Annotated in this window: 19 protein-coding genes; 8 read left to right on the forward strand and 11 right to left on the reverse strand. The window is 74.5% G+C overall.

Annotated features, from left to right (window positions below; all coding sequences use genetic code 11):
• The coding region (locus ABD140_RS14355) for a hypothetical protein (protein WP_344240852.1) at positions 1–988 on the reverse strand (988 nt) is incomplete at its 3' end.
• A 137-nt stretch (positions 989–1,125) separates the two neighbouring features.
• Here ABD140_RS14355 and ABD140_RS14360 point away from each other — a divergent pair.
• From ABD140_RS14360 to ABD140_RS14370, 3 genes are all read left to right on the forward strand, one after another.
• Positions 1,126–1,677 (forward strand): DivIVA domain-containing protein, encoded by a 552-nt coding sequence (locus ABD140_RS14360; protein WP_344240854.1) that lies wholly within the window; start codon positions 1,126–1,128, stop codon positions 1,675–1,677.
• Positions 1,674–1,979, forward strand: coding sequence for a hypothetical protein (locus ABD140_RS14365; RefSeq protein WP_344240856.1), 306 nt, complete (start codon positions 1,674–1,676; stop codon positions 1,977–1,979). The genes ABD140_RS14360 and ABD140_RS14365 overlap by 4 nt, the downstream gene beginning before the upstream one ends.
• A 99-nt stretch (positions 1,980–2,078) precedes the next feature.
• Positions 2,079–3,350 (forward strand): cytochrome P450, encoded by a 1,272-nt coding sequence (locus ABD140_RS14370; protein WP_344241225.1) that lies wholly within the window; start codon positions 2,079–2,081, stop codon positions 3,348–3,350.
• Between the two features lie 61 nt (positions 3,351–3,411).
• Here ABD140_RS14370 and ABD140_RS14375 read toward each other — a convergent pair whose 3' ends face one another.
• The 4 genes from ABD140_RS14375 to ABD140_RS14390 all read right to left on the reverse strand — a co-directional run bounded on the left by ABD140_RS14375 (position 3,412) and on the right by ABD140_RS14390 (position 9,511).
• Positions 3,412–4,059: an O-methyltransferase gene (locus ABD140_RS14375; protein WP_344240858.1), complete on the reverse strand. Its 648-nt coding sequence runs from the start codon at positions 4,057–4,059 to the stop codon at positions 3,412–3,414.
• Between the two features lie 10 nt (positions 4,060–4,069).
• Entirely contained in the window at positions 4,070–6,373 is a 2,304-nt protein-coding gene (locus ABD140_RS14380; RefSeq protein ID WP_344240860.1) for a SpoIIE family protein phosphatase, read from the reverse strand.
• The gene (locus ABD140_RS14385) at positions 6,370–8,499 is read right to left on the reverse strand and encodes an ATP-binding protein (RefSeq protein ID WP_344240862.1); all 2,130 of its coding nucleotides are present in this window, start codon (positions 8,497–8,499) and stop codon (positions 6,370–6,372) included. The genes ABD140_RS14380 and ABD140_RS14385 overlap by 4 nt, the downstream gene beginning before the upstream one ends.
• Positions 8,500–8,584: 85 nt before the next feature.
• Positions 8,585–9,511: a helix-turn-helix domain-containing protein gene (locus ABD140_RS14390; protein ID WP_344240864.1), complete on the reverse strand. Its 927-nt coding sequence runs from the start codon at positions 9,509–9,511 to the stop codon at positions 8,585–8,587.
• 384 nt (positions 9,512–9,895) lie between these two features.
• Here ABD140_RS14390 and ABD140_RS14395 point away from each other — a divergent pair, with 384 nt between their 5' ends.
• Positions 9,896–10,105 carry a hypothetical protein gene (locus ABD140_RS14395; protein WP_344240866.1) on the forward strand — a complete coding sequence of 70 codons (210 nt, stop codon included), beginning with the start codon at positions 9,896–9,898 and terminating at the stop codon, positions 10,103–10,105.
• A 49-nt stretch (positions 10,106–10,154) separates the two neighbouring features.
• Complete coding sequence (locus tag ABD140_RS14400; RefSeq protein ID WP_344241227.1) at positions 10,155–11,042, forward strand: 3-methyladenine DNA glycosylase; 888 nt, start codon at positions 10,155–10,157, stop codon at positions 11,040–11,042.
• Here the strand turns inward: ABD140_RS14400 and ABD140_RS14405 are convergent.
• Genes ABD140_RS14405 through ABD140_RS14415 form a run of 3 tightly spaced genes read right to left on the reverse strand, consistent with a single transcriptional unit; the run spans position 11,039 to position 13,765 of the window.
• A complete protein-coding gene (locus ABD140_RS14405) occupies positions 11,039–11,818 on the reverse strand; it encodes a hypothetical protein (protein WP_344240868.1) in 780 nt (259 codons plus the stop codon). The genes ABD140_RS14400 and ABD140_RS14405 overlap by 4 nt on opposite strands.
• Positions 11,815–12,417, reverse strand: a complete 603-nt coding sequence (locus ABD140_RS14410) for an RNA polymerase sigma factor (RefSeq protein ID WP_344240870.1) — start codon at positions 12,415–12,417, stop codon at positions 11,815–11,817. The genes ABD140_RS14405 and ABD140_RS14410 overlap by 4 nt, the downstream gene beginning before the upstream one ends.
• Before the next feature lie 31 nt (positions 12,418–12,448).
• Positions 12,449–13,765, reverse strand: coding sequence for a sensor histidine kinase (locus tag ABD140_RS14415; protein WP_344240872.1), 1,317 nt, complete (start codon positions 13,763–13,765; stop codon positions 12,449–12,451).
• A gap of 165 nt (positions 13,766–13,930) precedes the next feature.
• Here ABD140_RS14415 and ABD140_RS14420 point away from each other — a divergent pair, with 165 nt between their 5' ends.
• The 3 genes from ABD140_RS14420 (at position 13,931) to ABD140_RS14430 (ending at position 16,213) form a co-directional block, all read left to right on the forward strand.
• A complete protein-coding gene (locus ABD140_RS14420) occupies positions 13,931–15,124 on the forward strand; it encodes a PucR family transcriptional regulator (protein WP_344240874.1) in 1,194 nt (397 codons plus the stop codon).
• 103 nt (positions 15,125–15,227) lie between these two features.
• On the forward strand, positions 15,228–15,719 hold the full coding sequence (locus ABD140_RS14425) for an LURP-one-related/scramblase family protein (RefSeq protein ID WP_344240876.1): 492 nt from the start codon (positions 15,228–15,230) through the stop codon (positions 15,717–15,719).
• A 38-nt stretch (positions 15,720–15,757) separates the two neighbouring features.
• Positions 15,758–16,213 carry a potassium channel family protein gene (locus ABD140_RS14430; protein WP_344240878.1) on the forward strand — a complete coding sequence of 152 codons (456 nt, stop codon included), beginning with the start codon at positions 15,758–15,760 and terminating at the stop codon, positions 16,211–16,213.
• A 14-nt stretch (positions 16,214–16,227) separates the two neighbouring features.
• Here ABD140_RS14430 and ABD140_RS14435 read toward each other — a convergent pair whose 3' ends face one another.
• The 3 genes from ABD140_RS14435 to ABD140_RS14445 are packed head-to-tail and all read right to left on the reverse strand — an operon-like array spanning position 16,228 to position 19,041.
• Entirely contained in the window at positions 16,228–16,719 is a 492-nt protein-coding gene (locus tag ABD140_RS14435) for a DUF1269 domain-containing protein (RefSeq protein ID WP_344240880.1), read from the reverse strand.
• A 51-nt stretch (positions 16,720–16,770) separates the two neighbouring features.
• A complete protein-coding gene (locus ABD140_RS14440) occupies positions 16,771–17,988 on the reverse strand; it encodes an ion channel protein (protein ID WP_344240882.1) in 1,218 nt (405 codons plus the stop codon).
• Positions 17,989–18,000: 12 nt separating this feature from the next.
• Positions 18,001–19,041 carry an AI-2E family transporter gene (locus tag ABD140_RS14445; RefSeq protein ID WP_344240884.1) on the reverse strand — a complete coding sequence of 347 codons (1,041 nt, stop codon included), beginning with the start codon at positions 19,039–19,041 and terminating at the stop codon, positions 18,001–18,003.
• Positions 19,042–19,079: the final 38 nt, after the last annotated feature.

Genomic DNA, 19,079 nt, shown 5'->3' on the forward strand with positions numbered 1-19,079 from the left:
CCCCGGCCGGCCCGGCGGCTCTCGTCGGCTCGGCGGTCTCGGCGGTCCGGGCGGTGGCCAGCGCCATCATCTTGCGGTAGATCTCGGAGTCGGCGAAGGGCGGCGGCGCGGGCCGCGGCCGTGCCGCGCCGGCGTGCAGCGCCTCCGGCGGCAGCTCGCCCTGCAGGATCCGGCCGACCAGCCGGTAGGGCTCGCGCAGCTCGTCGGGGAGCTTCTGCGGCGCGGTCTCGCCGATGACGTAGCCGGCGGCCAGGTCCAGCGCGGCCTCGCCCCGGTCGCGCAGCATCCGGCCGCCCATCACCCGGTGCCGGTCGGGGTAGTTCTCCTCGCCGGGGCGCCAGGGCGCCAGATAGGTGCGCACCCCGCCGCCGTAGACGCCGAGCTCCTCGCCGACGCCGTCGTTGAACCTGTCCTGGGCGCGCAGGTCGGCCAGCCACACCACCTGGGCCGTCCCGGCCACCCGCGCCGCCAGGTAGGCGGCGTTGGTCCGCGCGGCCTGCGGGTGCCTGGCGTCGGCCGACACCACCGCGACCGGCACCCGGCGGCGCGGCCTGGCCAGCTCCGCCAGCAGGTGCACCACCCCGTCCTCGTCGGCCTCCTCGGCGGCGGCGAAGAGCTGGACCGCCCCGTCGGTGACGCGCTCGGTGGCCAGGTAGGCGGGCACGAAGCCCGGCGCGTAGGCCTCCACCGGATCCCCGGCGTGCTGCTCGACGGTGACCACCGCCCAGCCCGTCATCCGCCCGGTGCTCTGCGCGTACGTCACGCGGGTGCGCAGCCGGGAGTCCGCCAGGACGAAGCGGCCGCAACCGGGGCGCGCCTCGAGGCAGGCGCGCCGCTCCTGGCGGGTGTACTCCACGTGGGGGCTGATCGGGATCTCCGGGAAGCCCTGGCCGGCCAGCCAGGTGCTGAAGGCCCGGCGCAGCCGTTTGCCCAGGGTGGGTCCAGGATCACGCAGAACTGCCTGGTAAAGCCTGATGGTCGGCATCATTCCAGTGACGGTCAGGGATCGGATGGTTCCAAAATCCTATGTGCTTTCTCCCTCCGACGCCCCTGTTGGGCAAAGATTGCGCCCGCCGGGTCCGAGTCGCGGCCCGCGGCGCCACCGCGCTCAATAATCTGCGCCCCATGGCCGAGGTACGAGAACCCGAGTTCGGGATCCGGTTGTTCGGATACTCCCGCCGCGAGGTGGACGCGTTCGTCGACGAGGTGCGCCGGGAGCTGCGGACGCGCTCCGGCGGCACCGGCGACGTCACGGTGATCGGCTCCTCCCCGACGGGGGAGAGCGCGGTGGCCCGGCTGCTGCGGCTGGCGGGCGAGTCCGCCGAGCAGCGCAGGGAGGAGTCCGTCGAGCAGGCGGAGCTGACGCTGCTCAGCGCCAGGGAGCTGGCCGACCGCATGGACGAGGAGGCGCGGGAGAAGGTGCGGGAGGCGGCGGCGGAGGCCGAGCGGCTGGTCGCCGAGGCGCGCAGGCGGGCGCGGGAGCTGGAGGACCAGGTGGCCGAGACCCTGGAGCGGGAGGTCGCCTCCCGGGTGGGCGAGCTGGCGCAGGCGCACGAGCGCCTGGTCACGGGCCTGGCCGGGGTGCGCGACGCGCTGGAGGAGGTGCTGACCAGGGACGCCGGGCGGGGCCCGGTCACCGCGCACACCCTGGTGCCGCGGCAGGGGAGGGGCGAATGATCGCGGACGGCACGTCCTCCCCGGCGGACCTGGTGATCCTGCCTCTGCTCTTCGTGGTGACGTTCCTGGCGGTCAGCGCGGTGTTCGCGGCGGGGCGCAGGCTGGCCGCGCGGCGGCGGCCCGCGGCCGGGCCGGCGGAGCGGCGGCCGATGGGCGTCCCCGCGGCGGTCGGCCGGCTGCGCGCGGTGGGGATCGATCCGGACGCGCTGCTGGGACCGTGGCTGCTGGAGGAGCGGCGGGCCTGCCAGGCGGAACGCCCGAGACCCGGTCGTGATCAGGAAAATACTCTAGAATTCAATTAACCGTGCCATAGTGGCGCGGTGAGCGACGAATCAGACGTTCCTCGTGTAGGTGAACTTCCCGGTCTTTCCTCCTTTTCCGCATTGGTGCGCCTCGGGTTGATGCTGGCGCGCGACCCTTATGAGGGTTTGTGTAGGGTTCAGGCGGATTCTGGGAATATTGCCGGTTTTGGCTGGGGACCGGTGCGCTACGCGCTGATGTTCGGCCCCGAGGCGAACGCCTTCCTCTTCGCCAACTCCGGCCTGTTCACCGTCCGCGAGGCCTTCGACGTCCTCGTCCCCGTCAACGGGGAGACCGCGCTCATCGCCTCCGACGGCGCGGCGCACAAGCACCGCAGGCGGCTGGTGCAGCCGGCCTTCCACCGCCGCAGGGTCGACGGCTACATCGCGCGGATGGCCGAGAACGCCGACGCGCTCATCGACACCTGGCGGCCGGGGGAGACCGTCGACGTCTACGCCGTCCTGCGCGAGGTCACCCGCCGCACCACCGTCCAGCTGCTGTTCGGCGACCGGCTCGCCGCCGACGAGGACCTCCTCGCCGGCGAGCTGCAGACCCTCCTGGACGGCATCGACCGCCCCTACAGCCAGCTCGTCGCGCTGCGCTCGGTGCCCAACCCGTTCTGGCGCAAGGTCCTCCAGGCCCGCACGACCGTGCTCGACCGGCTCATGCGGGAGATCGCCGACCGCCGCATGGACCCCACCCCCCGCCACGACGTGCTGGGCCTGCTGCTGGACTCCCGCGACGAGGACGGCGGCGGGCTCACCGACGTCGAGCTGCAGGACCAGGCGATCAGCCTCATGGCCGCCGGGTACGAGACCACCAGCGCCGCGCTCGGCTGGGCCGTCCACCTCATGCTCACCACCGAGGGCGTGTGGGAGCGCGCCCGCGCCGAGGTGGGGGACGCGCCGCCGACCGCCGAGTCCCTGCCGGCCTTCACCTACCTCGGCCACGTGGTCGACGAGGTGCTCCGGCTCCGCCCGCCGGTCGTGATGAGCGCCCGCAGGGTCGCCGAGGACTTCGAGTTCCAGAGGTACCGGGTGCCCGCCGGGACCATGCTCCTCTACAGCCCCTACGTCACGCACCGGATGCCGGAGCTGTGGCCCGAGCCGGGGGAGTTCCGCCCCGACCGCTGGGACCCGGACTCGCCCCTGCACCGCCCGGCCACCCCCGCCACGTTCCTGCCGTTCGGCGGCGGCCAGCACCGCTGCATCGGCTCGGTCCTGGCCCTCACCGGCATCAAGGTCACCCTGGCGCGCCTGCTGGCCCGCACCGACCTGGTGCACGACGGCGCCCCCGTGACGCCCCGCAGCATCACCGCCATGCGGCCCCGAGAAGGGGTGCACGTCCTGGTGAAGGAGGTCCGGCCGGCCTGAGGCGGGCCGGCCGCGCGAGGGCGGCGCGCCTCGGGCCGTGCGGACCGGGGCCGTGCCGTCGTCAGTTCTTGCGCGCGAGGGTGATGCCGTCGCGCAGCGGGAGCATCACCGAGGTGACCCGCGGGTCCGCGGCGATCCGGTCGTTGAGCTCCTTGACGGCCAGGTCCTCCGCGCCCCGTGCCCCGGGGTCGAGCACCCGGCCGCCGCGCAGCACGTTGTCCAGCGCCAGCAGGCCGCCCGGGCGCAGGCGCGCCAGCAGCTCCTCGTAGTAGACGGGGTAGCCGCCCTTGTCGGCGTCGATGAACCCGAAGTCGAACAGCGGCTCCCGCGGCAGGGCGCGCAGGCTCTCGGCGGCGGGGCCCAGCCGCAGGTCGATGCGGTCGGCGACCCCGGCGCGCTCCCAGTAGCGGCGCGCCACCGCCGTCCACTCCTCGCTGACGTCCAGGGCGAGCAGCCCGCCGTCGGAGGGCAGGCCGCGCGCGATGCAGATCGAGGAGTAGCCGGTGAAGACGCCCACCTCGACGGCGCGCCGCGCTCCGCTGAGCCGCACCAGCAGGGTCAGCAGCGTCCCCTGGTCATGGGAGATCTGCATCCCCGCCCGGGCCGGCAGCGCCGCGGAGGTCTCCACCGCCAGCTCGCGCAGCACCTCGTCGGCGGGCGTGCAGTGGGCCAGCACGTACTCGGCGACCTGCGGATTCACAAGATCCATACGCTCGAGCCTACAGGTCGTGCCCCGCGGCCTCGGCGAGCCAGGCGTCGCGCCGCGCCGGAAGCGTCGCGTGCTCCGGCAGCGCGGCCAGCCGCTCCGCGCCGTGGCCGCGCACCCCGTGCAGCAGCCGGTAGCCGCGCCCCCGCCGCCCCAGCTCGCTGGTGACGACGGACTTGTCGATCAGCGCCGACAGCGCCCGCAGCGTCTCCTCCACCGGGAGCCGCTCGTCGACGCACACCTGCTCCACCGCATGCAGGTCGAACCGGCCCTGGAACACCGCCAGGCGCGCCCACAGCAGCCGCTCCGCGTCGGTGCACAGCTCATGGCTGCGCTCGACGGCGGCGCGGGCCGCCTCGGCCGCCGCCTCGTCGCCGAACCCGGCGAAGTCCCCCAGGGCGTCGAACCGCCCGGCCAGCGCTGCGGCGTCGGCCCCGGCGGGCGCGCTGCAGGCGGCGAGCTCCACCATGAGGGGTACCGCGTCGAGCCGCGCGCACAGCCGCCGCACGTCCGCCGGGTCCTCCCCGGCCGGACGCGGGGAGGCCAGGGCGGTGAACAGCCGGACCGCGGCGTCCAGGCCCAGCGGGGACAGCGGCAGGACGTGCTCGCCGGTGAGGCCGAACGGCTGGCGCCCGGTGCCCAGCACCCGCAGGCGCGGCGCCGCGCGCAGCAGGGAGCGCACGAACAGGGCGCAGGGCTCCAGCAGCCCGTCGCAGCCGTCGAGCACCAGCAGCAGCCGCCGGACGGTGAGCTCCACCAGCGACAGGCCGACGGTCTCGCGCAGCGCCTCCTCCACCGGGCGGGGCACCCCGGCCGGCGAGCGCACCGCGGACAGGTCGACGCCGACGACCCCGTCGGGGAAGTCGTGGACCAGGGCGGCCGCGCTCTCGGCGGCCAGCCGCGACTTGCCGATGCCGGGGCCGCCGGTGACCGTCACCAGGCGGGCGTCCTCCAGCAGCCGCCGCACCTCGTGCAGCTCCGTGGTGCGCCCGACGAACTCGCCGTCGCGGCCCGGCCGCCGGACGGGCGCCGCGGGCGGGGAGCCCGGCGGGGGCCGGTGGGCGGGCGCGGGCAGCCCGGCGGCCAGCAGCGCCAGCGCGCCCCCTCCGGCGTCCTTCAGCAGCCGTTCGCACAGGCCCGACAGGCCGCCGACACCGGTGAACTCCGCGGTCTCGGTCAGCTTGGGCGGCTCCGCCGCAGGCGGCACGACGCCCAGGAGGTCGTGGCCGACGAGGGTCAGGCCCCGGGTGCCCAGCAGGATCAGGGAACCGGGCTCGGGGCTGAGGTAGCGGGTGGGGTAGGCGGGGTGCCCGGTGCCCAGGGGCGGCGCGGGGGAGGGGTCGAGCAGCTCGGCGTGGCCGTCCGGGCGGACCAGCACCGAGGTGATCCGGCCGGCCGAGGAGAGCTGGACCTCGCCGGTCGCCGGGTCGTACACCGCGTACAGGCAGCCGACGGGCCGGTCCCGGGGGCCGTGGTCCTCCTGGCGCACCGCCGCGTCCAGCAGGTCCAGCATCCGGCCGGGCGGCGGCTCGGTCAGGGCCAGCGCCTGGATCTGGGCGCGCAGCCGGAACAGTCGGGCGGCGGCGTGCGGACCCGGGCCGCCCGCGTCCCCGACGACCAGGCCGGTGCGCCCGGCGGGCAGGGCCAGCACGGTGCACCAGTGGCCGTCGAGCGGCTCCTTCAGCCGGGCGGCCACCTCGAGCCCGGGCCGGCGCGTCTCGGCGGCGGGCAGGGCCGCGCGCTCCAGTTCGGCGACGACCGCCAGCCTGTCGCGCAGCTCCCGTCCGGCGCCCAGCGCCTGGCCGGTCCAGCGGGCGAACTCGGCCAGCGCCTCCAGCCGGTGCCCCGGCAGCGGCACCGCCGACAGCAGCAGCGCCGCGCCCACCAGCCGGCCGTCGTCCAGCAGCGGCAGCAGCAGCACCATGCGGGTGTGCGCGGCCTCGGCCAGCCGCGGCTCGTCCAGCTCCGCGGCCAGGCGCGCGGCGCCCTGGCCGTCCGCCACCGCCAGGCGCACCGCCTCGCCCTTCAGCAGCGCGCGCGGGGCGGGGGCGTCGCGGCGCCAGCGGACCTCCTCCTTCTCGGGGAAGAGGGCGGTCAGCGCCGGGTCGCGGCCGGCGCACGCGGTGCGCCGCAGCCGCAGCACGTCCTCGTGGCCCCCGGGCGCGCCGGTGAGCACCCGGTCCAAGACGTACATCAGGGCGAAGTCGACCATCGAGGGCGCGGCCATCTCGGCCAGCCAGCGCGTGGGGTCGGTGGAGCCGCGCTCCCGCGCCGTCCGCCTGCGCATCAGATCGTCGAGTCCCGGTCGTGTCGTCACAAGCCCTCACCCATCGCGTAGGCGAAACCCCTCTCCAGGTCCAGCGCGCGGCCCTCGGCGAACTCCCGCTCGTAGGCGTGTCCGCCGAGCGTCCCCCGGGCCAGCTCCTCGCACAGGTCGCGGATGCGCCGCAGGTCCGCGGAGCCGATCGAGGGGGTCCCGAACGTGCGCCAGATCTTCTGGCCCAGGCCCAGCAGCCGTGCCCCGCGCCCGGCCTCGCCGCCGAGTGCCGCGGCCAGCGCCAGGACGTCCACCGCCAGGGCGCAGCCGAGGCTGTCGTTCAGCCGCGCCTTGAACCGCAGTGCGGCGCGCGCGTACTCGACGGCGGAGCCGGTGGCGCCGCGGCGCACCTCGGCCAGCGCCCGCACGTAGTCGGCCGAGGACAGCCCCCAGCCGTCCAGGTGCCGCAGGGCGGCCGAGCGGCACCGCTCGGACATCGCCACCGCCGCCTCGATGTCCCCGCCCAGCACCAGCACCAGGGCGTGCAGGAAGTAGGTGGTGATGAGGTCGCCGTACTCGGCGTTGCCCTCGTAGCGCGCGGCGGCGCTCTCCAGCAGCCGCACCGAGGCGGCGAAGTCGCCGCGGATCATGGCGGCGGAGGCGGCGACGTAGTCGGCCATGGCCATCGCCGACGGGTCGGCCTGCCGCCGGGCGTGGCGCAGGCACTCGTCGTGGTAGCGCATGCCCGCCTCGACGTCGCCCTGGGCGGTGGCGAGCCGGGCCGCGACCCACAGCGCCCTGGTGAGGGCGGGGCCGGGCGCGGGGTCGGCGGCCAGCAGCCGCTCGCCGTAGAGGCGGCCCTCCCGGATGTGCCCGCACGGCAGCCAGAACAGGAAGAGGTCGCCGAAGATCTCCAGCCCGGCGGCGTGCTCGGCGGGGCGCTCCAGGCAGAACTCCAGCGCGGCGCGGATGCCGGGCAGCTCTTGCTGCATCCGCTCGCACCACAGGACCTCCATGGGCCCGTACCACTCGGCGTCGTAGCGCCGGACCAGCTCCAGGAAGCGGTCGCGGTGCAGCCGCTGGACGTGCTCGACCTCGCCGAGCTCGGCGAGCCAGCCGGCGCCGTACTCGCGGACCGGCGTCGGCAGCCGGTGGCGGGCGCCCTCGCCGAACGGGCCGCCGTGCTCGACGCGCAGCAGGATCGAGGTCTCCACCAGGCTCTCCAGCAGCCCGGGGATCCAGGAGGCCGGCAGCAGCTCGTCGGCGCACACCCGGACGGCGGACTCGGTGTCGAAGCAGCGCGGGAAGACCGACAGGCGCGCCCACAGCAGGCGTTCGGGCGGGCTGAGCAGCTCGTGGCTCCAGCCGATCGCCGCGTGCAGCGTCTCGTGCCGGGCCAGGCCGCGGTCGCCGCCGGTCAGCAGGGAGAACCGGCGGGCGAGCCGGTCGGCGAGCTCCTCGGCGGTGAGGGTGCGCAGCCAGACGGCGGCCAGCTCGATGGCGAGCGGGATGCCGTCGAGGCGGCGGCACAGCCGGGCGACGGCGGCGGGGGTGGCCCCGGTGAAGGAGAACGCGGGGTCGACCGCCCGCGCCCGGTCGACGAACAGGGCGACGGAGGCGTGCTCCAGCAGGGCGTCGGCCTCCTGCCGGAGCACGGCGCCGTCGTGGGCGTACTCGGCCTCGGGCGGGACGGGCAGCGGCTCGATCACCAGGACCTGCTCGCCGGGCATGCCGAGCGGGCGCCGGCCGGTGGTCAGGACGCGCAGGCCGGGCGCGGCGGCCAGCAGCGTCCCGACCAGCTCCGCGCAGGCGTCGAGCAGGTGCTCGCAGGTGTCCAGGACGAGCAGGAGGGAGCGTTCGGCCAGGAAGTCGGCGAGCACCTCCGGCTGGCGGCGCGTGCCCTGGTCGCTCACGCCCAGGACGCGGGCGACGGTGTGCGGCAGCAGGTCGGGGTCCTGCAGGCCGGAGAGGTCGGCCAGCCACACCCCGTCGGGGAAGCGGGCGCCGGCCCGTTCGGCGGCGCGCAGCGCGGTCCTGGTCTTGCCGACGCCGCCGGTGCCGGTGACGGTGACCAGCCGGGAGCGGTGGAGCAGGGCGGCGAGCCGGTCGAGTTCCCCGTGGCGGCCGACGAAGCTGGAGATCTCCGCGGGCAGGTTGCCGGAGTTGCGCTCGGCGGTGTGGGTCATGCGACCTCCCTGGGGGGACCGCTCCGATCCTAACTCCGGGCCCGTCCCGGCGGCCGTACTTCCCGGGAAAACACGGCGCCCGGGCTCACAGCCCGCGCAGGATCCCGCGCAGGGTCTCCCGGGTGCGCTCGGGGCTCTCGGCCACCCGGTGCAGCCGGTCCATCGTGGCCAGGTACCCCTGCACCTCCTCCGGCTTGTCCAGGTACTGGGCGCTGTTGAGCTGCTCCAGGTAGACCACGTCCGGCAGGTCGGGCTGCGGGAGGCTGAGGATGGTGAAGGGGCCGCCGGCCGCCGGGTGCGCGCCCACGCGGAACGGCACCACGTGCAGGTGGATCGAGGGCCTCTCGGTCAGCTCCAGCAGGTGCTCCAGTTGGCCGCGCATGACCGCGCGCCCGCCCAGGGGGCGGCGCAGCGCCGCCTCGTCCAGCACCGCCCGCAGCAGGGGCGGGTCCGGGGCGGTCAGCAGCCGCTGCCGCTCCAGGCGCAGCTCCACCCGGCGCTCGACCTCGTCCCCGGGCACCTCCACCGCGCCGATGGAGGCCACCGCGCGGGCGTAGTCCTCGGTCTGCAGGAGGCCGTGCACGAACTGCACCTCGTAGCCGCGGATGGCGGACGCCGCCTGCTCCAGCCCGATGTAGGGCTCCAGCCAGCCGGGCATGACGTCCTGGTACCGGTGCCACCAGCCCGGCTCGCCCGCCTGGCGGGCCAGCTCCAGCAGGCTCTGGCGCTCGGCGGGGTCGGCGACGCCGTAGAGGTTGAGCAGGTCGACCAGGTCGCGCCGCTTGAAGCCGCTGCGGCCCAGCTCCAGCCGGCTGATCTTGGAGTGGGTGGCGCGGATCGCGTCGGCCGCCGCCTCCCGGCTGACGCCGCTGCCCTCCCGCATCCGCCGCAGCCGGGCGCCGACCATCAGGCGCAGGGCGGTCGGCCCGGTGCGGGCGGCCGCGGGACGCGGCGGGCCGGCGGATCCCGGGCGGGCGGGTGCCGCCGGGGCGGACGGCGGTGCGGGCGACATGGTCCCTCCCGGGGGAGAGTTCAGGCGGTCCGCGTCAGTCTCGCATCTTTCGTCAATCGTTGACGGCCGGACGTCGAACTCGCCGTCCGCGGCGTCCGGCCGGGGGCGCCGGCGGCGAAGATCACGGCGGATTCGGCAGAAGTCGAGAATTACTCAGCGCAATGTTCAATCTGGACAGGACGGGATATTTCTCTTCCCCTGAGTGATGTCCCGTCACGCGCAGTGGCTGCACGTGCATCTGTACTTGTATCTGTTTTATCAGTTGCGCTTGCATGAACTCCGGACAGCTCGGAAGATAATCACAGAAAACAGTTGGAGTCAGGCTTGATCGCGGCGCGCTCCCTGCCGCTTCGCCGACTGCTCTTCTCCCCTCGGAAGGCCAGGATGAGTTACCTCAGCGAAAGCGACCAGCAGGCCGTGACGCTCGCCAGCGAGCTGCAGCGCTCCATGCAGGAGTGGCTGCACAGCCGAGGCGTGCACAACACCTGCAGCGTCTCGCCCTACGTGGACTCCGGCGGGCAGCCCGCCGTCCTCATCAAGATGAACTCCCACGTCGCGCACGCCATGCTCGCCTCCTTCCGGCAGGGCGGCTGACCGGCGCCGGTTCGCCCCCGCGGCCCGCGGTTCCTACCATGCAGGGGTGGTGACCGTTCTCGACGAGCAGGAATGGCGGTCCCGGGCCGCCGCGCACCGGACCCGCCTGGAGGAGATGATCGGCGGCTACCTCGCGCTGCGGCGCGAGGGAGGCTCCCATCCGGTCGACGACTTCCTGTTCACCTACTACGGCCACCGCCCGGGAAGGCTGATGGCCTGGCACCCGGGCGCGGGGGCCGTGCTGGCGGGCGCCCGCGCCGAGGAGCTGGGCGCCGGATACGCCGACACCCCCGAGGGGGCGGTGCTCGACACGGCGGCGCTGCTGCCCCGCCGCCTGGCCGCCGTGCGCTGGATCCGCGACCTGCTCGCGGCGATCGCCGCCCGCCCCGCGCACCTGGGCTGCTTCGGCCTCCACGAGTGGGCCATGGTCTACCGGCTGGAGCCGGAGCGGATCCGCCACGCCTCATGGCCGCTGCGGCTGCCCGCCGAGGACGTCGCGGCGCTGCTGGACCAGCGCGGGGTGCGGTGCAGCCACTTCGACGCGTTCCGCTTCTTCACCGAGCCGGCCCGCCCGCTCAACGTGCTGAGCCCCTCCCGGGAGAACCGGGTGGAGCTGGAGCAGCCCGGCTGCCTGCACGCCAACATGGACCTCTACAAGTGGGCGTACAAGCTCTCCCCGCTGGTCCCCGGCGAGCTGGTCGCCGACTGCTTCGCGCTGGCGCGGCGCATCCGCGCCGTCGACATGCGGGCCAGCCCGTACGACCTGGGCGCGCTGGGCTACGAGCCCATCCGCGTCGAGACCGCCGAGGGCCGCGCCGAGTACGCCGCGCACCAGCGGGGCTTCACCGAGGAGGCGGCCCCGCTGCGCGCGGCGCTGCTGGAGGCCTGCGACGCCCTGCTGGCCCTGGCCGGGCGCGCCGTCCTGGAGAGCGCCTAACGCCGGCCCGGCCTGCCGGGCCTGCTCGAACCGCCGGGCCGGTCGGTGCGCCCGGGGCGCGCCGACGGCCGGTCGCCGTCCCCGCGGTCCCAGCCGTCCCGGTCGCCGCTCTCCTCGCCCGGGCGGGGCCCGCCGTCCGGGCCGCCCTCCGGTCCGTTCGGTCCGCCCTCCGGCCTGCCGTTCGGCCTGTCGTCCGGCCGGGCGGTGGGTCCGGAGGCCCGGGGGCCCAGCGCGAGGCAGTAGCCGTACACCTGGTCCGGCCCGCCCGCCGCCCGGACCAGCGCGGCGTAGACCTCGCCGCGGGGCCCGGCCGGTTCCGGACGCCAGCGCCGCCCCTTCTTCTCCCGCAGGATCCGCCGGCACAGCTCGGCGAAGCCGGGGGCCGGCGAGCCGTACGGGGTGGGCCGCGCCGCGGGGGCGGTGGTCGCGGGCACCGGGGAAGGCGCCTTCTTGGGCACGAGCCGGGGGCCCTTCTCCGGCGCCGCCGACCGGGTCTCCTCGCCGACGCCGGGCAGGGGGAGCCTGGCGCCGGTGGCCATGGCCACGCCACCGCCCAGCAGCGTCGCGCACAGCGCCGCGACACCGATCCGCAGGGGCAGCCTTCCGGTCGGAAGCCGCCTTCTCGCGGGAGGCCGCGGGGCCGCCGGGGACGGGCCGGCCGCGGCCTCCCGGAACGCGGCCAGCGCCCGGTCCCTGCCTTCCAGCTCGTCCGGATGCGCCGGAGCGGTGAGGGCGGCCAGCACCCGGTCCAGCGCCCGCGTCTCTTCTGTGTTCATGTCGTGTCCTCTAGCGCCGCCGCGGTCCGCCGCGTCACGGGCTCTCCGGAAATCCGCTCCAGTCTCCTCGCCAGGTTGCGCAGCCCCCGGTACGCGGCGGTGCGCACGGCCCCCGCCCGTTTGCCCAGCACCCGCCCGGCGCCCGCGGAGTCGAGTTCGAAGAGCACGCGCAGCACCACCGCCTCGGCCTGGTCGCGGGGCAGCGTGGCGATGAGCCGCACGGCCGCGTCGGTCGACAGCTCGTCCAGGACGAGCTGCTCGGTCCCGTCGGCGCATCCCGCCAGGTCCACCAGCCGCTCCAGCGGCACCGGCTCGACCGGCCTGCGCTGCCTGCGCCGCAGGAGGTCCATCGCGCGGTTGCGGGCGATGCGCGCGGTCCAGCCGCGGAATCCCGCGGAATCCCCGGAGAACTTTCCAAGATCACGAGCGATCTGCAGCCAGGCCTCGGACGCCACGTCCTCGGCCTCGTCCCCGACCAGGGTCCTCAGGTAGCGCAGCAGCCGGGGCTGCACGTCCAGATAGATCCGGTCGAAGGCATCGACATCACCCCGCTGGGCGCGCAGCACGAGCGCGCCGAGGTCGGGGTCCTCCGGTTCCACGGGTTATCAAGCGCCAGGAAGGGGCGGGACGTCACTCTCGGGGCGGGTGATCCGCCTCACGTTCCGCCGGGTCGGAGGTGTCGAGCAGCGGCAGGCGCAGCTCGAAACGGGCCCCCCGGTCGCTGTCGGCGAGGACGAGGCCGCCGCCGTGCTCCTCGGCGATCTCCCGGGAGATGGAGAGGCCCAGCCCCGTCCCGCCGGGGTCGCGCTCCTTGCTCTCCTCCAGCCGGACGAACCGCTCGAAGATCTTCTCCCGGTCGGCCTCGGCCACTCCGGCGCCGTCGTCGGTGACCGCCAGCAGCGCCAGGTCGCCCTCCCGCCGCACCTCGACCTCGATCCGGGAGTCGGCGTGGCGGACGGCGTTGTTCAGGAGGTTGGCCAGCAGCCGGGTCAGCCTGATCCGGTTGCCCACCACCAGCACTCCCGGTTCGGCCTCCACCCTGATCTGCGGATAGTTCAGCGCCCGGGCGGTCGCGAGGTCGCCCAGGTCGATCGGCTCCATCTTCGGGGACCTGGACTGCAGCCGCGCGATGGTCAGCAGGTCGTCGACGATCGCCGAGAGCCGCTCGGCGGCGGTCAGGGACGACTCGATCACCGGCCAGGGATCGGTGTCCTCGCGGTCCATCAGCGCCTCCTCCAGCTGGAGGCTGAGGCCCGCGATCGGATTGCGCAGCTCGTGGGCGACGTCGGAGGCGAACCGCCGCTGCTCCTCCACCGACTTTTCCAGCCGCGAGAGCGTGTCGTTGGAGGTGGTCGCCAGCGCGGCGAACTCCCTGGAGGAGGTGGGGACGGGCACCCGCAGGCCCAGGTCGGAGGCGGTGATCTCGGCGATGCGCGCCCTGATCTCCTCGACCGGGCGCAGGGTCCTGCCCGTCATCACCCAGGTGACCCAGGAGAAGAGCGCGAGCAGGGGGAGGCACAGCAGCAGGAGGGTGTACTCCAGCGTGTGGCCGGTGAGCAGGGCGGGCGCCGACCGCGCGGTGTAGACGACGACGGAGTTCTCGGCCGCCTCCGCCCGGACCGCCGAGATCATCAGGCAGTCGTTTTCGGTGCGGCACTGGATGAAGTTCTCGACGCGGTTCCCGAGCGGGGGCCGCAGGGTGCTGAGCGGGCGCCCGGGGTCGCTCTCGCTCGTCCCCAGCACCTCGCCTCCGACGTTGACCACCTGGACGATGCTCGGGTCGCTCTCCTCGGTGGGGATGCGGGCCGGGAGCGTGCCCTCCCGGTAGCGGGAGGCCCAGTTCAGGGAGGTCCGCTGGAGCTCCTGGTAGTTGTCCCGTTCCAGCGAATAGCGGATGAACTGGTCGGCGGCCGTGGCCGCCAGCAGGAAGAGCAGCGCGGCCAGCACGGTGACCAGCAGGGTGTAGCGCCCCTGGATCGACTTCAGCGTCCGGCCCCCCTTCCGGTATCCCTTCTGATGATACTTAAGGTGACTTGTCGATTACTCTTGGGGAGGTCTTGCGCGACGGTCTTCCCTCTGGGCAAGCTGGTAGACCGGTTGAGGGAGGTCACGTTGGGCGTACTCGGTCTCATCGAGCGGGACGACACCCACCGGGAGGTCGTGGGTTCGGCGGCCAGGCGGCTGTCCTCGGACGTCCCCGCGCTCGCCACCCGGCTCCTGGCCAGGATCCGCACGTCCTGCCCCTCCAGCGCCAGGCTGGTGCCCGAGGCCGAGCAGCTGGAGTCGGTGCGGCTCGGGCTGACCTACGGCCTGGCCACCATCCCCGAACCGGGCCCCGAACGGCGCGAACTGGCCCAGGCCGCGCGCACCGGCCGCCGCCGCGCCGCGCAGGGCGTCCCGCTGGACGAGCTGGTGAAGGCCTACCACCTCTCGGTCCAGCTGGTGTGGGACGAGCTGGTGCAGACCGTGCGCGAGGAGTCCCCGGGCCGGCTCGACCTCCTCATGCGCAGCAGCATGCACGTCTGGGCGGGCATCGAGCGGCAGGCCGACGCCGCCGCCGAGGCCTACCGCCAGGCCCAGGCCGAGCAGCGCCGCTTCCAGGACGAGCGGGCCAGGATGCTGCTGGGCCGCCTCCTGGAGGCGGACGAACCCGACCCGGTGCTGGTCGACGCCGTCCGCGACGCGCTGGGCCTGGAGGAGGACGGCTGGTACGCCGTCGCGGTCACCCGCTACGCCCGCCCCGCGCGCGGCGGGGCGTTCCGCCACCCCGAGGTCCTGGACGGCTCGCGCGTGCTCTGGTCGCCCGGCGCCGACGGCGACATCGCGGTGGTCGTCACGCGCGGCGCGGACACCGCGCGGCTCTCCCCCGCGCTGGAGGCCGAGCTGGAGGGGCCGATCGGGCTCAGCCCGCGGGTGCGCGGCCTGTCCTCGCTCTGCTTCGCCCGCCGGCTGGCCGAGACCGCGCTGGCCGGCCGCCGCCCCGCCGACCGCGGCGTCATCGCCCTGGACGACCACCTGGTCCGCTCGTTCGTGCTGGCCTCGCCCGACCTGGCCGAGCTGCTGCGCCGCCAGATCATGTCCGGGCTGCTGGCGCTGCCCGAGCACGAGATGTCCGCGCTGCTGGACACGCTCGCCTGCTGGCTGGAGGTCGGCTCCACCACCGAGGCGGCACGCCGGCTGTACTGCCACCGCAACACCGTCCTCAACCGGCTGCGCCGACTGGAGCAGGTCACCTCCCGCAAGCTGGACGAGCCGCGCGACGTGGTGCTGCTCGCCCTGGCCCTGGACGCCGTCCGCACGGGCTGAGCCCCGGCTTTTGCCCGATGGTCGCCGACAGTTCGGCATCGTTTGGCAGCCTTCGGCGAGCGGGAGGGGTAGGGCTCCGGGCAGCGAGGAACGGAGCCCGGCCATGCGGTACCGCGTACAGGACAAGGCGTTCTCGATCGGTGACGACTCCTGGATCGAGGACGAGCAGGGCGGGCGGCCGTTCCTGCTCGACGGCAAGACGCTGCGCGTCCGCCAGACGTACGAGCTGAAGGACGACACCGGCGAGGTGCTCCTGGAGATCAGGCGGAAGATCGTCGCGCTGCGCGAGACCATGGTCGTCGAACGGGACGGCGCCGCCGTCGCCCGGATCCGCCGGAAGGTCAAGCTCGTGCGCGACCGGTTCGACGTCGACCTCGCCGGCGGCGAGGAGTGGACCGCCACCGGCGACCTCATCGGCAAGGAGTACGAGATCGACCGCGACTCCGACGGAGCCCGCGTCGCCGCGGTCTCCCGCAGGTGGCTGCGCCTGCGCGACACCTACACCGTGGACGTCGGCGAGGGGTTCGACGTCCCGCTGGTCCTGGCGACGGCCGTGGCGGTCGACGCCCTGGCCCGGTCCGAACCCGACCGGTGAGCCCGCTCGCGAGGCGGCGCCTGCGGTGCTGGGCCGAGATGACGGCGGGGACCGCGGCCTTCGGCCTCTTCTACTTCCTGGTGCCGCTGAGCCGGCACGACCTCGTGCGGGACCCGCCGCTGCTGCGGGTCCTGCTCCTGGTCGCCGCGCTGGCGCTGGTGACCCTGGTGCTGGTGGTCCAGGTCCGCCGGAGCCTGCGCCGCGGCCGCCTGCCGCTGGAGCGGCTCGCCCCGCTGCTGGGCGCGGTGAACCTGGTGGTGGTGTTCTTCGCCCTGATCTACTACGCCAACGCCGAGCACTTCGCCGGGCTGGAGACCCGGATGGACTCCCTGTACTTCACGGTGTCCACGCTGTGCACCGTCGGGTACGGCGACATCACCCCGGTCGGGCCGGGCGTGCGGGCCGTGGTGTCGATCCAGATGGTCTTCGACCTGATCATCGTCACCACGGCCATCTCGTTCATCGTCAACGCCGGGCCGCCGCGGCAGCAGTGAGCGCGGCGCACGGCTCAGGTGCTGCGCGCCGCCTGGAAGGCCTCGCGCAGGTGCGTCTCCTGCAGCGGGCTCAACGACGTGCTGACGACCTCGCCGCCGTACTCGGCGATCTCCGGCAGCACCTGCTCCGGCGTCTGCTGGACCAGCAGCAGGAACAGCAGGGCGCCCCCGGTCCGCAGCGCGGCGCCCAGTTCCTTGACGAACCGCTCGTCGACGCCCTGCTCGTTCAGCGCGCCGGCCGCGGGACTCGCCCCCGCCTCCAGTGCGGCGCCCAGCAGCGGAACGAAGAACAGCAGCCCGATCAGGCTGCCCCACAGCAGCCCCCAAGAGGCGCCGATGTCCGCGCCGTGCACCTGGTGGAGCCGCACCGTCCCGTCGCGGCGTTTCTCCACCACCGCGGCGTCGGCCACCTGGAGCAGGTGCCGCCTGCGCATGCCGACGAGCCGGTCGCGCATCTTCAGCGCGGTCGCCGCCTCCGGGTAGGCGATCGCGATGAGACTGCCCATGTCGTCCCCCGAACGTTCCGCGGCCGCCCCCCTGCGGCCGGTGAACCTGATCTACCCGGGGTCGGGGGAGGCAACCGCCTCGACCCTCATCTCCGGCCGTCCGGTGGCCAGCAGCCAGGCGGGCAGGATCGCCACGCACAGGACGGGCAGCAGCTCCGCGCCGCCGGCCAGCGCCGCGCCGATGAACAGGCTCAGCCACCCGCTGCGCGAGACCGCCACGCAGACGCCCATCGCGGCGCAGGCCGCGGCCAGGACGGGGGGCACCGCGGGCACCAGCGCGACGGCCAGCAGCCCCAGGGCCACCCCCAGGAAGACCGAGGGGAAGATCCGCCCGCCCCGGAACCCCACGGCGACGGCGACGACCAGCGCGACGAGCTTGACCGCGACGATGAGCAGGAGTCCGGGGGCGTCGAAGGCCGTCCGCTCCCGGGCCAGCTCCTGCATCTGCTCCAGGCCCTTGAACAGGGTGATCGGCCCGCCGATCATCCCGAGCACGCCGAGGACCGCGCCGCCCAGGGTCAGCAGGACGACCGGACGGCCGATCCGGTGGGCGGAGCGGTGGAGGCGCGGAAGCGCGTAGACGGCGCAGAGGCCGAGCGCGCAGCCCGCCGCGGCGATCACCGAGCCGGACACGAGGTCGATCGGCTGGAATCCCCGGTAGGCGGGCAGCGCCAGGGTGAACGTCTGGTCCGGGGCGACCAGGTGGGTGGTGAGCGCCCCCGCCGCCGCGGCCGCCAGCGGGGCGACGAGCCGGTCCCACAGCGGCGTCTCGTCGCCGGAGGAGAACTCCGACAGCAGCAGGGCCGCGGCGACCGGGGTGCCGAACAGCGCGCCGATCGTCCCGGCGAGGGCGAACGCCGTCCAGGCCCGGTCGGGCACGCGGGGGAGGAACCTGTGTCCCAGGGCGGTGGCCAGCGCCACGTTCGCCAGGATGGTGGGGTTCTCCGGACCGAGGCTGACGCCGAAGGCCAGGGTCACCGACAGGGCGAGCAGGATGCCCGGGACGGCCGTGAGCGGCACCGGCGGGGCGACCAGCCCCTCGGTGGCGGGGTCGGGCCCTCCATGGCCGGGCACCTTCCAGAGGATGAGGCCGGTGAGCAGGCCGCCCAAGGTGAGCAGGAGCAGCGTCCACCACGGGGAGTCGTGGAGCCACAGGAGGTGCGAGAGGGCCTCGGCCGGCCTGCTGATCCCGATGAGGAGCAGGCTGGAGGCGACGCCGACGACGAACGCCGGGAGCGTCAGGAGCAGCAGGGTGCGCGCGTTTCCCATCTCGCGGCCGCCTCAGCGCCCGGAGAGGAGGGGGCGCAGCCAGCGCTTGCCCGGGTCGGGGTCGACGAAGATCGCCAGGGTCAGTGCGCTGAGCGGGACCGCCAGGATCGCGCCGAGCGGGCCGATGACCAGGCTCCACACCACCAGGGACACCAGGGTGGCGGTGAGGGACAGGCCCACCGTGTCGCCCGCGTACTTGGGCTGCACCAGCGACTGCAGCACGAAGTTGATCACCGAGTAGAGCACGATCACCCACACCGCGTCGGCCCAGCCGGACTCCAGCCAGGCCAGCAGCGCCGGGGGCACCAGGCCGATGACGAAGCCGACGTTGGGGATGTAGTTGGTGATGAACGACAGCAGGCCCCACACCAGCGGGGCGGGCACCCCCAGCCAGGCCAGCACGCCCACGTCCAGGACCGCGACGATCAGCCCGAACACCGTGGTGACCATCAGGTAGCGGTAGGCGCCGTGGGCGTACTCGCGCAGCGCCGCCACCAGCTCCGGCCGGTCGTCGGAGAGGCGCTCCAGCGCGCGGCCGAACCCCAGCGCGTCCAGGCTCATCCCGTAGAGCAGGATCACCACCAGGAGCACCGACGACAGGGCGCCCACCAGGCCGTTCATGAACGACTGGATGAGGGGCAGCAGCCGGCCGAGGTCGAAGCCCGACACGAACTTCTGCGCCTCGGCCGGGGTGACGCCGAACCGGGTCAGCAGCCCGATGGCCTCGTCGGCGTTGCGCGTGAGCTCCTCGGTGTAGCCGGGGATCAGCGCCGCCAGCCGCGCCGCGGACAGCGCCAGTGCCACCGCCATCGCCACGAGGCCGGCCAGCACCACGACCAGCGGGATCAGCGCGGCCACCAGGGTGGGCAGGCCCCGGCCCGTGAGCCGGTTGCGCAGCGGGCTGACCGCGACGGTGAGGACGAGCGCGAGGAAGAACGGGCCCGCGATCGAGGAGACCGCGCGCAGTCCCGCCAGGACGACCACCGCGGCCGCGGTGCCCATCAGCAGGATGTAGCCCGGGGCGTAGCGGTGGGACGGGGAGGCGACCGGCATGCCGGTTCTCGTTCCCCGTCAGAGGGACGAAAAGAATC

Source organism: Actinocorallia libanotica (assembly GCF_039525175.1).
Taxonomy (GTDB): domain Bacteria; phylum Actinomycetota; class Actinomycetes; order Streptosporangiales; family Streptosporangiaceae; genus Actinocorallia; species Actinocorallia libanotica.